Below are 13,989 nucleotides of genomic sequence, written 5' to 3'. Positions count from 1 at the left end.
TCAGTCGCAATGGACGACCGTGCGCGCCTGAGGGGCGCACTGTTCGAACGGAACCGCCACTCCCGGCTCCCTCACCGGCGAGTCTCGCGCTACGGCCGGCCGCGCCAAACCGGGGCTCGCCACCAACTAAAGCGCGTTCCAGAGCGGCGCGGCCGGGTCGCCCTCCCAGTAGCGCAGCCGGGCGCGCGCTTCGGCGGTGAAGCGCTGGTCGGCGACGATGTTGAGGGTCGCGGCGAGCAGGCGCAACGTCGCGAGCTCTTCAGCCGGCGGCGATCCGCGGAGGTCGGCGCCGTAGCCGCGGGCGAAGTCCGGGTACGCCGCGGGGTCGCCGCCGTAGCGGTCGGCCCAGGGCAGCAGTGCGGCGTGGTCGAAGGCGGCTGGAGCGAGGCAGAGGCTGTCCCAGTCGACGATCACGACGTCGTCGCCGCGCATCAGGACGTTGCGGGGGTGGACGTCGCCGTGGCAGACGACGAGCGGAGCCGCACGGGCTCGCTCCTGCCAGCCGCGCAGCGCGTCACAGGCGCGTACGAGCGCGGGGAGTTCGGTGCCGGTCTGCGCGAGGCGGCGATCGACGGCCAGCCAAGCGGCATCGCCGAAGAACGGCAGCGCACCGAGCTCGGACGGCGCGACAGCGTGCAGGCGGGCGATGATCGCGCCGAGCTGCTCGTAGTCGATCGTCCGACCCGCGCCGGCGACGTACTCCCACAGGCTCACCGGTACGCCGTCGACGGTCTCTGCGTCGGCGAGCGGCGCCGGGACCGGGAAGCCCTCGGCCACCAGCCGGCGCGCGAGGCGGACCTGGCCCGCGACGTCGGCGGAGCCGGCCGCCACGCGGATCACCGCGTCGCCGGCGCGGAAGACGTGGTTCGCGCCGCTGCGCAGCAGTTCGACCTGGACTCCGAGGCCGTGCCGGGCGGCGGCGAGCGTGGCCACGCGCGTCGCCTCCGCGGGCGACACGCCGCGCATCAGGCGGCGAAGTCGACCGCGGCCGTCTCGACCGTGCCCGCGGTGCGGCCCGGGGCCGTGTGGTACGCCCAGTAGAGGTTCGTGTGGGCGATGACGCCGGCCGGGGGCGGTGCGCCGTAGGGCGAGAGATCCTCGGTCGTGTGGGCGTCGCTGACCAGCGTCGCGTCGTAGCCGCGGACGAACGCGCCGTGCAGGGTCGAGCGGATGCACTCGTCGGTCTGCGCGCCCGCGATGAAGAGCCGGCCGATGCCGCGCTCCGCGAGCACCGACTCGAGCTCGGTGGCCTCGAACGCGTCGGCCCAGACCTTGTGGATCAGCGGCTCGCCGTCACCGTGGACGAGCTCGGGCACATACTCCCACGCCTCGCTGCCGCGCACGAGCTCGTCGCCGCTGTGCTGGACCCAGATGACGTCGACGCCGGCGTCGCGCGCCTTGTCCACCACCGCGGCGACGTTGGCGATGACGGCGTCGCGGTTGTACGCGTCGCCGACGACGCCCTTCTGCATGTCGAGGATGACGAGGGCGGTGTTGGGCCGGTCGGCGAGCGTGGTCATGGCTCGGCGAAGGCTAGCCTCCGAGCGGCGTCTCGCGCCAGCCGATCGCGAGCGCCTGTGCGTTGAACGCGGCCGCGGCGGCCCGGGCTGCTGATGCTGATGATCTCTGATGCAACCGCCACGCCGCACGCGCATCACGCCCCGGACCGTGTGAGCGCCTCCGCCACCCGCCAGGCGTTGGCCATGATCGTCACGCACGGGTTCACGCCGCCGTTGGTCGGCAGCAGCGAGCCGTCGGCGACGAACACGTTGGAGGCGCCGTGCAGCAACCCGTCGCGGTCACAGGCCGACGTCGCCGGGTCCTCGCCCATCCGGCACGTGCCGGCCGAGTGCTCACCCGCCGCGGCGGGGCGGGCGGTGGTGAAGTCCACGACGCCTTCGACGCCGGCCTCGGCGAGCCACCGCGCCAACCGCGAGGCCATGTAGGCGCGCACCTCGAGCGTCGCCGGATGCACCTCGGAGGCGATGCGGGCCACGGGCATCCCGTGCACGTCGACCACGGCCGGGTCGGCGCTGACGCGCGTCCGCGCGGCGGGGATCTCCTGACCGATGCCCATGCCGCCGACGAGCTGAGGCAGCCCCGTGCGCATCCACTGCTTGTGCGCGGCGCCCCAGGCGGGATGGCCGAGCCGGCCCGCCGCGTCGGCCGCCGCGACCGGCAGCAATGAGGGCGCGTCGAACAGCACGCCGCCGCCCCACGCCTCGCCGTCGCGGTGCACGAAGTCGAGCGTCGCGACGGAGTGGCCGGGACCTTCGAAGTGCTCGAGCCCTTCACGCGCGGTGCCGTAGAGGATCGAGAACGAGTGGCTGTGCAGGTTGGTGCCGACGACGTCGTTGCCGAGGCCGGAGGCGAGCAGCAGGCGGGGCGTCTCGACGGCGCCGGCGCTCACCACGACGCGGTCGCAGCGGACCTCGCGCTCGACGCCTCCCGCGATCACCCGCACCGACCGCGCGCGGCCGCCGGCGTGCGAGATCCCCACCACCTGCGCGGAGACCAGCAGGTCGCAGTTGCCGGTCGCCAGCGCCCGCGGGATGACCGTGTTCTGCGTGCCGTTCTTGGCGTCGACCACGCACGCGTGGCCGACGCATTGCGAGCAGTGCGCGCACGCCGCCCGGCCGTCGCGCGGCACGCTGTTGACCGCGAACGGGACCGGTCCCCATCCCCACCCGAGCCGATCGGCCGCGGCGCCGAACGCGACCCGGATGGCGTCGTCGCGCAGTGGCGGCATCGGGTAGCCGCGGGCACGCGCGAACCGGTCGGTGAGCGGGCCCGAAGACGCGCCGGCGACGCCGATCTCCCACTCGACCCTGTCGTAGAACGGCGCCAGGTCCTCGTAGCCGATCGGCCAGTCCGCGAGGCAGCTCCCGGCGGGCACGCCGTAGCGCGTCGCCATCTCGAAGTCCTCCGGCAGGAAGCGCCACGCCATCCCCTGCCACACGCGCGTGCCGCCGCCGAGCGCCATCGCGTTCAGCCCCCACGCCCACGGATCGGTCACGACATCGACGACGCCGACACCGTCCAGCACGCGCGGGTGGCCCGGACCGGGCCCGGCGACGGGGTCGTAGCGCTGCGAGCGCTTGCCGTGCAGGTGATCGTCGCGCAGCTCGGCGCCGGTGTGCCGGCGGGCGCGTTCGACGAGCAGCACGCGCAGCCCCGCCTCAGCCAGCACGCACGCCGCCACGCCGCCGCCCGCGCCCGCGCCGACGACCACGACGTCATAGAAGTCGCGCGGCGATGCGACGACCGGCAGCGGCGCCGGCTCGATGGACGCCGACGCATCGCCCAAGGGCCGGAAGCCGACCATGTCCCACGACCGCGAATTCGCGTAGTAGCCCTCGAAGCAGACCCGCACCAGCGCGGCGAACGCTTCCGGATCATCACGCTCCAGCGCACCCACGCTCTCCGCCCGCGTCGCGCGGTCGAGCAGCGGCCCCGCCCAACCGAGAACGTTTTCGGCCTCGCGCGTCAGCAGCTCGCGCACGCCGCCCTCCCACCCGCCCGGCCGGTCGTCAGGCGGGATGATCGCGTCGACCAGGTCCTGGAGCCGCACTCAAGGCCTCAGCAGGATCTTGCCGACGCCGGGCTCGGAGGCCATCACGCGGAAGGCCTCCCGGATCTCGCTCAGCGGCAGCTCGTGGGTGACCAGCGGGACCGGGTCGAGCAGGCCCGCGGCGAACGCCCGCACCGTGTGCACCCACGCCCGCGACGGCGCGCCGAAGACGTTGAAGACGCTGACCGCCTGCGTGACCATCTTCTGTGCCGAGACGCCGTCGGCCACGTCGACCGGGATGCCGGTCAGCACGACCCGCCCGCCGCGGCGCGCGATGTCGACCGCCAGCTGCGCGGAGCCCGGCGTCCCCGCGGCCTCGATCACGACGTCGAAGCCGGGGGAGACCTCGTCCGGCGTGACGAACCGGTCGGCGCCCATCCGCAGCGCCAGCGGCTCGCGCGACGCGTGCCGGGCGACGACGACGAGCTCCCGCGGGGAGGACGCTCGCAGCAGCTGCGCGGACAGCATCCCGAGCGTCCCGCTGCCCACGACCGCCGCCCGCTCGCCCGGGACCAGCGCGGCCAGCAGGCACGCCTCGGCGACGCACGCCGCCGGCTCGAGCAGCGCGGCGGCGCGCAGGTCCGCGTCGTCGGGGAGGACGTGCAGCAGCCGCGCCGGCAGCCGCAGGTAGTCGTTCCACGCGCCCGGCTGGGTGAAGCCGGTCTCGTCGTAGGCCGCTTCGCACAGCGTCGTCTGCCCGGTCCGGCACGCGGCGCACGCCTCGCAGTTGCGAAACCCCTCGCCGACGACCTTGCGCCCGACGAGCCGCGGGTCCGCGCCTGCTCCCACCTCGCTGACGACGCCCGACCACTCATGCCCCGGGATGACCGGATAGCGGACGAACCCGGCCGGACGCCCGCCTTCGAGCAGCTCGCGGTCGGAGCCGCAGATGCCGGCGTAGGCGATCTTCACGATCGCGTCGCCCGGCCCTGGCGGACCCACCGGCTCGTCGACGAGCGCGAGCTGACCTGGAGCCGCGATCCGGACCGCTGTCACTTCGTCCCCCGGAACTGCCAGTCGTGCGCGAAGAGGTCGAAGTGGGCGCCGGAGCTGGGGCGCTCCGCCACGAAGTCCACATCGAGGACCACGCCGAGCCCCGGCGCCGTGGGCAGCGAGAAGTACCCGTCGACCACCGGCGGAAGCCCGGGCGCCGCCTGCAGCACGTCCTGGTCGGCGAAGTCGTTGAAGTGCTCCTGGATCTTGAAGTTGGGCGTGCACGCGGCGAGGTGCAGGCTCGCCGCGGTGAGCACCGGGCCGCCGACGTTGTGCGGTGCGATCAGCACGTAGTGCGTCTCGGCCGTCGCCGCCAGCTTGCGCGTCTCCAGGATGCCGCCGATGTGGCCGACGTCGGGCTGGATGATCCCCGCGGCCTGGCTCTCGAACAGCTCGCGGAACTCCATCCGGTCGTGGATGCGCTCGCCGGTCGCGATCGGCAGCGGCGTGTGCTCGGCGACCTTCGCCAGCGCTTTCAGGTTCTCCGGCGGGACCGGTTCCTCCAGCCACGCGGGGTGGAACTCCTCGAGCAGCCCGGCGACCCGGATCGCCTCGTGCGGCGCGAAGCGCCCGTGCATCTCGACGAGCAGCTCGACCTCCGGCCCGACGGCGTCGCGCACGGCCTCGACCAGCGCCACCGAGCGCATCCGCTCGTCGTGCTCGAGCTCGAAGCGCCCTTCGCCGAACGGGTCGAACTTCAGCGCGCGATAGCCGCGCTCGACCACCCGAAGCGCCGCCGCATGGAACTCCTCCGGCGAGCGCTCGACCGTGTACCAGCCGTTCGCGTAGGCCTTCACGCGGTCGTGGACGGCGCCGCCGAGCAGCCGGTACACGGGCTGGCCGAGCGCCTTGCCCATGATGTCCCAGCACGCCATCTCCACGCACGCGATGCCGGACATGACGATCTCGCCCGCCCGCCCGTAGTCGCCGTACTTCATGCGCTGCACGAGCGACTCGATCGCGAAGGGATCGCTGCCCACCACGTGATTCCGGGTCGCCTCGGCGAGGTACCCGATCAGCGCCTGCGTGTGGCCGAGCATGCGCGTCTCGCCGACGCCGGTCAGCCCTTCGTCGGTGTGGACCTGCACGAACGTGAGGTCGCGCCACGGCGTGCCGAGCACGTGGGTGGTGACGTCGGTGATCTTCATCCGAACCGCTCCGGCACCGGCAGCGCCGGTGCGCCGATCGGGGACATCTCCAGCGGCGCGCCGCCGCCGCGCTCCACGATGTCCAGCGCGAGCCGCGCGCGCCCCACGCGCGCCCGCCCGGTGTCCGCCGCAGCGCCCCGCAGATGCTGTCCGACGGGATAGATCCCGGGCGCGTTGCGCAGACCGAACTTCACGTAGACGGGTGCGGCGACCCGGATCAGCTCGGCGGTGTCGTAGAGCCGCACGAAGCCGCCGACGTCGTCGGGCGACTCGACGTAGAGGTCGAGCGTGACGGCGCTGGCCGCGCGCAGCTCCGCGATCTGCGCCACGCTCAGGTCGCTCGGGACGTTGACCGAGTCCGCCCCGATCCCCGCCCACACCCGCAGCGCGGCCGGGTTGGTCGGCCCGGTCAACACGCTCACCTTGAAGCGCATGTCGGTGGGCAGTTCGCCGCTCGCCCGCAGCTGGTGCGCGGCCCACAGCACGCCCTCGTCGGCGACCAGCACATTGCGCACGCCCAGGTCAGCCGCGCGGCGCGCGTCCTCCAGGCATTGGCCGAGCTGGTCGCGGCCGCGCGCCCGCGGCCCGGAGCCGCCGCTCAGCGACCGCGTCGCCGCGCCCACGTCCCACGTGCCGCGCGGGCCGAGGAAGAGCGAGACCTCGATGTCCCCCGCCAGGTCGAGCATCGCCGAGATCTCGGCGTCGGTCAGCATCATCACGCCGCTGCCCTGGCTGACGCGGTGGATCGGCACGTCGAGCGTCGCCGCCTCCTCGAGCACGGCTTCGAGCGCGTGTGGCCCTTCGACCGACGGGATCTCGACGCGCCACGCGCCGCCGTCCGGGAAGCGCTTCTCCGACGTCGCGGGCCGCGGCTGCGTGACGTCGAGTCCGAGCCGGACGAGCGCGGCCTCTCCTGGCAGTGGTTGCACGTTCTCCTCCTTCATGTCAACCGCAGGACGTTCCAGGACCGGGGCGGGAGCTCGGCCCCCGCGACGCGGCGCGGGGTGACCCGATCGGGGTGTTCGGCCGTGTTGGACGCGCCGAGCTCGCCGTCCAGCACCAGATGCTCGGTGACCGTCAGGTCGAGGTCGCGCACGACGAGGTCGAGCGGCGTCGTCCCGGCGGACCGATTGACCGCGAAGACCGTCACGCCGTCGCCGTCCCGCACCGCGGTCGCCTCCACCTCGTCGCCGGCGAGCTCGACCCGCAGCACGGTCCCGTGGCCGAAGCGGGCGGCGTGCGCGAACGGGTGAAACGTCGTCTGGCGCCACGCCGGGCCGCCATTGGAAGTCCGGATCGGCGGGATCACGTTCACGAGCTGCGCGAGGCAGCCGATCCTGACCCGGTCCGCGTGGCGTAGCAGCGTGATCAGCAGGCAGCCGACGACGAGCGCGTCGGCGACCGTGTGCTCGTCCTCCGCCAGCGCGGGCGCGTGCTTGAACGGGCCGTCATGGCCGACGTGATGCGGGTTGGCGGTCTGATGCCACACGTTCCACTCGTCGACGCTGATTCCGATCCGCTTGCGGGAGCGCTTCCGCCCGGCGACCGCGTCCGCGGTCGCGACGACGGTGTCGATCATCCGGTCGAGGTCCTGCGAGCAGCGCAGGTAGGCGTCGACGTCCTCGAACTTGGCCGGGTCGTAGTAGGTGTGCAGGGAGATGTGGTCGGCGATCTCCCACGTGAGGTCGAGCACCGTGTCCTCCCAGGACCCGAACGTCGGCATCGACGAGTTCGAGCTGCCGACGACGCACAGCTCGATCGACGGGTCGACCCACTTCATCGCCTTGCCCGTCTCGGCCGCGAGCCGGCCGTACTCGACGGCGGTCTTCTGTCCCACCTGCCACGGCCCGTCCATCTCGTTGCCCAGGCACCACAGCTTCACGCCGTAGGGCTCGTCGCGCGGCCGCATGTCCGCCCACTTGGTCCCGCGGGGCGCGTTGACGTACTCCAGCAGCGCCCGCGCGGCGTCGATCCCGCGCGTGCCGAGGTTGACGGCGAGCAGCGGCTCGATGCCGGCGACCGCCGCCCAGCGCAGGAACTCGTCGGTGCCGAACGTGTTGGGCTCGATCGAGTGCCAGGCGAGGTCGAGGCGGGTCGGGCGCTCCGGTCCGACGCCGTCCTCCCAGTCGTAGGCGGAGACGAAGTTCCCGCCCGGATAGCGCACCAGGCTGACGCCCATTTCTCGCACCAGTGCGAGGACGTCGCCGCGGAACCCGTCCGCCGTCGCGGAGGGGTGCGTCGGCTCGTAGATCCCGCCGTAGACGGCGCGACCCATGTGCTCGACGAACGAGCCGAACAGCCGGTCATCCACCTCGCCGACCTTGAAGGCCGGGTCGATCACGATCCGCACTCTGTTCCTCCGGAGTAGCTTCCCAGCATGATGCCGTGGACGGACACGACGCGCCCGCTGCCTGAACGCGTGGAGGCATTGCTGGCCGAGATGACGCTCGACGAGAAGCTCGCGCAGCTCGGCAGCGTGTGGGTGGGGGCGGAGCTGGGCTCGGGCAACGTGGCGCCGATGCAGGAGGCGTTCGCGGAGCCCGCGGCGTTCGAGGAGGCGACCGCGCACGGGATGGGCCACATCACCCGCCCGCTCGGCACGAGCCCGGTCGACCCGGCCGACGGCGCGCGGCGGCTCGCCGAACTGCAGCGCGACCTGATCGCGCGCAGCCGCCTCAAGGTCCCCGCGATCGCCCACGAGGAGTGCCTGACCGGCTTCACGACCTATCACGCGACGGTCTTCCCGACGCCGCTCGGGCTCGCCGCGACGTTCGATCCCGAGGGGGTCGAGCGGATGACGACCGCGATCGGCGAGAGCATGTGCGCCACCGGCGCACACCAGGGACTGTCACCGGTGCTTGACGTGGTTCGCGACTACCGCTGGGGCCGCGTCGAGGAGACCTTCGGCGAGGATCCGTATCTGGTCGGCATGATGGGGGCCGCGTACGTGCGCGGCCTCGAGTCGACCGGGCTCGTCGCGACCTTGAAGCACTTCGCGGGCTACAGCGCCTCGCAGGCGGCGCGCAACCACGCGCCGGTCTCGATGGGGCCGCGCACGCTGCGCGACGTGATCCTGATCCCGTTCGAGCTGGCGATCCGCGAAGGCGGCGCCCGGTCGGTGATGAACTCCTACTCCGAGATCGACGGACTGCCGGTCGCGGCCGATGCGGGGTTGCTCACGGGTGTGCTGCGCGACGAGTGGGGCTTCGAGGGAACCGTCGTCAGCGACTACTGGTCGATCGTCTTCCTGCTGAACATGCACCAGGTCGCGGGGACGCCCGGCGAGGCGGGTGCGCTGTCGCTGGCGGCCGGGATCGACGTCGAACTGCCGCACACGCGCTGCTACGGCGAGCCGCTGGCGGAGGCCGTGCGGGCGGGTGCGGTGCCGGAGGAGCTGGTGGACCGCGCGGCGCGGCGGGTGCTGCGCCAGAAGGGCGAGCTCGGCCTGCTCGACGCGGGCTGGACGCCGACGGTGCCCGACGGGCCGCTGGACATCGACCCGCCGGAGCACCGCGCGCTGGCGAAGGAGCTGGCGGAGCGCTCGATCATGCTGCTCGCCAACGACGGCACGCTGCCGCTGCGCCCCGGGCAGCTCGCGCTCGTCGGGCCCTGCGCCGCCGATCCGCTCGCGTTCCTCGGGTGCTACTCCTACCCCAATCACGGCGTCATGGCCGGCCACCCGGACATGGGCCTCGGCGTCGAGGTGCCGACGCTCCTCGACGTGCTCGGCCACGCGCTCTATGCGCCGGGCTGCGACGTCATGGACGACGATCCGACGATGCTGCTCGCCGCCGTCGAGGCCGCGAGCGCCGCGGAGCTGTGCGTGTGCGCCGTCGGAGACCGGCCCGGCCTGTTCGGCCGCGGCACGTCGGGCGAGGGCTGCGACGCCGCGGACCTCTCGCTGCCGGGCATCCAGGACGAGCTGGTCGAGGCGCTGATCAAGACCGGGACGCCGATCGTGCTCGTCGTGATCAGCGGGCGGCCGTATGCGCTGGGGCGCTACGAAGGCCGCGTGGCGGCGATGGTCCAGGCGTTCCTCCCGGGAGAGGAGGGCGCGGCGGCGGTCGCCGGCGTGCTCACGGGCGAGGTCATGCCCACCGGCAGGTTGCCCGTCCAGGTCCCGCGGGTGGCGGGCGCGCAGCCGAGCACGTACCTGCATCCGATCCTCGGCGGCAACAGCGAGGGCGTGTCGAACCTCGACCCGACGCCGCTGTTCGCGTTCGGCCACGGGCTCTCCTACACGACGTTCGAGTACGGCGAGTTCGCGCTGAGCGCGGCGGAGATCGCGACCGACGGCTCGGTTGAGGTCTCATGCGTCGTCCGCAACGCCGGCGAGCGGGCCGGGGCGGAGGTCGTTCAGCTCTACCTGAGCGGTCCCGTCGCGCCCGTGACGCGGCCCGTGACCCAGCTCGCGGGCTTTCTCCGGGTCGAGCTGGAGGCGGGTGAGGCCGCGCGCGTGACGTTCACGCTCCACGCCGACCGCACCGCGTTCACGGGCGTCGACCTGCGGCGGGTCGTGATTCCCGGGGAGATCGGGCTCGCGCTCGGCGCCTCGGCCGCGGACGTCCGCGGCCGCCTCACGCTCCAGCTCGTGGGGGAGGAGCGTGAGGTCGGCCACGACCGCGTGCTGACTACCCCGGCAACCCGTTCGCCCGTGTGACCTGCGCGTAGAAGCGGGCGCTGTCCTTCGGCGTGCGCTTGAGCGTCTCGTAGTCGACGTGGATCAGGCCGAAGCGCTTGCTGAAGCCGTACGCCCACTCGAAGTTGTCCAGCAGCGACCAGACGAAGTAGCCGCGCAGGTCGACGCCGTCTCCGATCGCGCGCTGCGCCGCCGCGAAATGCGCCCGCAGGTACTCGACCCGGTCCGGGTCGTGCACGGCGCCGTTGGTCTTCACATCCGCGAACGCGGCGCCGTTCTCGGTCACGTACAGCGGCACGCCCGGGTAGTCGCGGGCGACGCGCGCGAGGATGTCGTAAAGGCCCTGCGCGTCGATCTCCCAGCCCATCTCGGTTTTGGGCAGACCGCGCTCGACCGGGTCGATGTCGCGGTGGAGCGGCCAGATCGTCGGGCCGTCCTTCTCGGCGGCCTTCCGGACGACGGTGCGGAAGTAGTAGTTGACGCCGAGGAAGTCGAGGTCGGCGTTGATCGTCTCCAGGTCGCCGTCGGCGATGTGATCGCTCGGCAGCCCGAGGTCGTCCGGATAGGTGCCCTTCAGGAGCGGGTCGAGGAAGAGGCGGTTGGCGAGCCCGTCCGCGCGGCGGGCCGCATCGACGTCCTCCGGAGCGCCTGAGGCCGCATCTGTAGGGCTCAGGTTGAGCGTTATGCCGAAGACGCTGTCGCCGCCTCTGGCCCGCATCGCGTCGATTGCCAGCCCGTGGCCGAGCATGAGGTGGTGGGCGGCTTTGATTGAGGCGCCGTCGTCGGTCAAGCCGGGCGCGTGGGCGCCGGCCGAGTAGCCGAGGATCGAGGAGCACCAGGGCTCATTGAGCGTCGTCCAGGCGGTGACGCGGTCGCTGAGGCGTTCGTAGACCGCGGCCGCGTACTCGGCGAAGCGCTGGGCGGTATCGCGCTCCGGCCACCCACCCGCGTCCTCGAGGACCTGCGGGAGATCCCAGTGATAGAGCGTCACCCAGGGTGTGATGTCCTTCGCCAGCAGCGCCTCGATCAGGCGGGCGTAGAAGTCGACGCCCGCCTCGTTGAGCGCGCCCCGGCCGTCCGGTTGCAGCCGCGGCCAGGCGAGCGAGAAGCGATACCAGCCGACGCCGAGGTCGGCCATGTGCTGCACGTCCTCGGCGTAGCGGTGGTAGTGGTCGTCGGCGACGTCGCCGTTGTCGCCGCCGTCGACCTTCCCGGGCGTGTGGGAGAACGTGTCCCAAATCGATTTCGATCGCCCGCCTTCGTCGACCGCACCTTCGATCTGGTAGCTCGCGGTCGCCGTGCCCCAGGCGAAGCCCTCGGGAAAGCTCATGGTGCGATCTCCTCCCACAACTCGTCCGGGATCGGCCGGCGAGCGTTCTCGATCAGGCGGTCGACCTCGCCCGGCGTGACGCAGCCGGCGAGCGTCGCGGTGATGCGGTTCTCGCGCATCGGGAACTGGATGGCGGCGGCGGCGAGCGGGACGTCGTGGCGCGCGCAGGCCGCGTCGAGCGCGTCGACGCGGGCGAGGATCTCCGGGCTCGCCTTGCGGTAGGCGAAGAAGCCCTTCGACGCTCGCGATCCAGCCAGGATCCCGCCGCCGAACGCGGCCGCGTTGAGCACCGCCACGCCGAGCTCGGCCGCCTCGTCCAGCAGCGGCTCGGCCGACTGGTCGATCAGGTTGAAGCGGTTGTGGGTGAGGACGACGTCGAACGCGCCCGTGCGGATGTACTGGCGCATCAGGTCGATCGGTCCGCCGGCGACGCCGAGGTGGGCGATCACGCCCTCGCCTTTGAGCTCCTGCAGGGCCTCGAGCGGACCGTTGGGCGCGACGCCTTCCTCGAACGTGATGTGCTCGGGATCGTGGAAGTGCACGAGCCCGAGCCGGTCGAGGCCGAGCCGCTGCAGGCTCTCCTCGACGGACCGCCGGACGCGGTCTCCGGAGAAGTCCCCGGTCTCCATGTCGCGATCGACCTTGGTCTCGAGCACGAAGCCGTCGGGCAAGCCGCCGAGCTCGCGCACGACGATGCCGATGCGCTGCTCGGCGTCGCCGTAGTTGTTGCTCGTGTCGAGGTAGTTGATCGGGCCCTCGAAGACCCTTCGCACGGTGGCCAGTGCGTCCTCTAGCGGGACTGCCTGCTGGTAAGCCAGCGGCGTGTTGCCGAGCGGCGCGCTCCCGACACACAGCGGTGTGACCTGCAACCCGGTCCGGCCAAGCGTGCGAAACGCCAGGCCCTCTCCTCCATAGCGGACCATCTCGGCAGCTTATGGGACGATGGGCCCGAACCGTGCGCCTGGCCTCACCGCTTCCACGGACCTTCGACTCCGCCGACGGCTGGATCGTGCTCCTGCGCGAGCGGGGGTTCCGCACGGCGTACTGGCCGCTGGCCGACGACGCGCCGCTCGACGAGGTCGACGCCTACGCCGCGGCGGCGGAGGCGGCCGGGATCTCGATCGCGGAGATCGGCGCGTGGCTGGCCAACCCGATCAGCCCCGACGACGCGGTACGGGCCGCCGGCCTGGCGCGCTGCAAGGCGCAGCTCGCGCTGGCCGACCGCGTCGGCGCCCGCTGCTGCGTGAACGTCGCCGGCTCACTCGCCGGCACGTGGGACGGTCCCCACCCGGAGAGCCTGAGCGCGGACACGTTCGCGCTGATCGTCGACAGCGTGCGCGACATCCTCGACGCGGTCGCACCCACGCGCACCTACTACTCGCTCGAGCCGATGCCCTACATGCTCCCCGACTCCCCGGAGCGCTACCTCGAGCTGCTGCAGGCCATCGACCGGCCGCGCTTCGCCGTGCACCTCGACCCGATCAACATGATCAACACCCCGGCGAAGCTCTACGACAACGCCCGCTTCCTGCGCGAGTGCTTCGACACCCTCGGCCCGCACGTCCGCGCCGTCCACGCCAAGGACATGACGATCACCAACGCGCTGACCCTCGACATGCCCGAGCGCCGCCCGGGTCTCGGCGACATCGACTTCCACGCGTTCATCCGCGAGATGCAGCGCCTGGACCCCGACACGCCGTTCCTCGTCGAGCACCTCGACTCCGACGCGGACTACGTCGCGGCCGTCGCCCACGTGCGCGCCGTCGCCGGCGAGCTCGGCGTCGCCAGCTGAATACACCGAGAGCGTTGAGACACTTCCACGCTGACCACTCGTCGAAGGCGGCCGGCACGCGCAAACGCCCTTAGCCGATGCTCATGCGGCTTTCGTAGCGTCGCCCAGGTGTACGAGCGAGTCGAGGTGGCCGCTGCGCCGGAGGTCGTCGTCCTGCGGCTGCGGGAGGCGCTCGTCGCGCGCGGGGTGACGGAGTACGCCGTCGTCGACCACGGGCGTGACATGGCGGCGGCCGGGCGGCCGGGGATCATCGCGTGGACGCTGGTGTTCGGGAACCCCGCGGCGGGTGCCGACGTCCTCGAGCATGACCTCGCGGCGGCGGCCGACCTGCCGCTGCGGATGGGCGTGATCGCCGACGGGAAAGGACACGCCGCGATCGTGTTCCGGGACATGCGGACGCTCTTGCGCGACGAGCTCGCCGATGTGGCGGACGCGATGACCGCGACGCTGCGGTCGCTGGCGACGGGGGTCTGAAGAAGCCCGTATGTTCGACGCGCCACCCGCCTGAGACCAGGA

Annotated in this window: 12 protein-coding genes; 3 read left to right on the top strand and 9 right to left on the bottom strand. The window is 72.5% G+C overall.

The genetic code is table 11. The features are described from left to right. Positions 1-126 precede the first annotated feature (126 nt). The 7 genes from OM076_RS07410 to OM076_RS45920 all read right to left on the bottom strand — a co-directional run bounded on the left by OM076_RS07410 (position 127) and on the right by OM076_RS45920 (position 8,053). Positions 127-933 (bottom strand): phosphotransferase enzyme family protein, encoded by an 807-nt coding sequence (locus OM076_RS07410; RefSeq protein ID WP_270038857.1) that lies wholly within the window; start codon positions 931-933, stop codon positions 127-129. A 32-nt stretch (positions 934-965) separates the two neighbouring features. Continuing rightward, positions 966-1,520 (bottom strand): isochorismatase family protein, encoded by a 555-nt coding sequence (locus OM076_RS07405; protein ID WP_270038856.1) that lies wholly within the window; start codon positions 1,518-1,520, stop codon positions 966-968. A 134-nt stretch (positions 1,521-1,654) separates the two neighbouring features. Next, a complete protein-coding gene (locus tag OM076_RS07400; RefSeq protein WP_270038855.1) occupies positions 1,655-3,571 on the bottom strand; it encodes a GMC family oxidoreductase in 1,917 nt (638 codons plus the stop codon). Continuing rightward, positions 3,572-4,567 (bottom strand): zinc-dependent alcohol dehydrogenase, encoded by a 996-nt coding sequence (locus OM076_RS07395; RefSeq protein WP_270038854.1) that lies wholly within the window; start codon positions 4,565-4,567, stop codon positions 3,572-3,574. It lies immediately after the preceding gene. Next, on the bottom strand, positions 4,564-5,712 hold the full coding sequence (locus OM076_RS07390; protein ID WP_270038853.1) for a mandelate racemase/muconate lactonizing enzyme family protein: 1,149 nt from the start codon (positions 5,710-5,712) through the stop codon (positions 4,564-4,566). Before OM076_RS07390 ends, OM076_RS07395 begins: the two co-directional genes overlap by 4 nt. After that, positions 5,709-6,656, bottom strand: a complete 948-nt coding sequence (locus OM076_RS07385) for a U32 family peptidase (protein WP_372518004.1) — start codon at positions 6,654-6,656, stop codon at positions 5,709-5,711. The genes OM076_RS07390 and OM076_RS07385 overlap by 4 nt, the downstream gene beginning before the upstream one ends. Further along, the gene (locus tag OM076_RS45920) at positions 6,653-8,053 is read right to left on the bottom strand and encodes an alpha-N-arabinofuranosidase (RefSeq protein WP_270038851.1); all 1,401 of its coding nucleotides are present in this window, start codon (positions 8,051-8,053) and stop codon (positions 6,653-6,655) included. The genes OM076_RS07385 and OM076_RS45920 overlap by 4 nt, the downstream gene beginning before the upstream one ends. A 36-nt stretch (positions 8,054-8,089) precedes the next feature. Between OM076_RS45920 and OM076_RS07375 the strand changes: the two genes are divergently transcribed. Continuing rightward, positions 8,090-10,372 carry a glycoside hydrolase family 3 N-terminal domain-containing protein gene (locus OM076_RS07375; RefSeq protein ID WP_270038850.1) on the top strand — a complete coding sequence of 761 codons (2,283 nt, stop codon included), beginning with the start codon at positions 8,090-8,092 and terminating at the stop codon, positions 10,370-10,372. Here the strand turns inward: OM076_RS07375 and OM076_RS07370 are convergent. Continuing rightward, the gene (locus tag OM076_RS07370) at positions 10,344-11,681 is read right to left on the bottom strand and encodes a GH1 family beta-glucosidase (RefSeq protein ID WP_270038849.1); all 1,338 of its coding nucleotides are present in this window, start codon (positions 11,679-11,681) and stop codon (positions 10,344-10,346) included. The genes OM076_RS07375 and OM076_RS07370 overlap by 29 nt on opposite strands. After that, positions 11,678-12,604, bottom strand: a complete 927-nt coding sequence (locus OM076_RS07365; protein WP_270038848.1) for an aldo/keto reductase — start codon at positions 12,602-12,604, stop codon at positions 11,678-11,680. Before OM076_RS07365 ends, OM076_RS07370 begins: the two co-directional genes overlap by 4 nt. A gap of 32 nt (positions 12,605-12,636) precedes the next feature. Between OM076_RS07365 and OM076_RS07360 the strand changes: the two genes are divergently transcribed. Beyond that, positions 12,637-13,473: a sugar phosphate isomerase/epimerase family protein gene (locus OM076_RS07360; RefSeq protein WP_270038847.1), complete on the top strand. Its 837-nt coding sequence runs from the start codon at positions 12,637-12,639 to the stop codon at positions 13,471-13,473. A gap of 108 nt (positions 13,474-13,581) precedes the next feature. Continuing rightward, entirely contained in the window at positions 13,582-13,947 is a 366-nt protein-coding gene (locus OM076_RS07355; protein WP_270038846.1) for a DUF302 domain-containing protein, read from the top strand. Positions 13,948-13,989: the final 42 nt, after the last annotated feature.

The sequence above is a fragment of the Solirubrobacter ginsenosidimutans genome, assembly GCF_027587205.1.
This window is presented reverse-complemented; position numbering and strand designations above follow the sequence as displayed.

Excerpts from the sequence above, each read along its gene's own strand:
- OM076_RS07405 (WP_270038856.1), bottom strand. The coding sequence starts at position 1,520 with ATGACCACGCTCGCCGACCGGCCCAACACCGCCCTCGTCATCCTCGAC.
- OM076_RS07390 (WP_270038853.1), bottom strand. The coding sequence starts at position 5,712 with ATGAAGATCACCGACGTCACCACCCACGTGCTCGGCACGCCGTGGCGC.
- OM076_RS07385 (WP_372518004.1), bottom strand. The coding sequence starts at position 6,656 with ATGAAGGAGGAGAACGTGCAACCACTGCCAGGAGAGGCCGCGCTCGTC.
- OM076_RS07375 (WP_270038850.1), top strand. The coding sequence starts at position 8,090 with ATGATGCCGTGGACGGACACGACGCGCCCGCTGCCTGAACGCGTGGAG.
- OM076_RS07370 (WP_270038849.1), bottom strand. The coding sequence starts at position 11,681 with ATGAGCTTTCCCGAGGGCTTCGCCTGGGGCACGGCGACCGCGAGCTAC.
- OM076_RS07365 (WP_270038848.1), bottom strand. The coding sequence starts at position 12,604 with ATGGTCCGCTATGGAGGAGAGGGCCTGGCGTTTCGCACGCTTGGCCGG.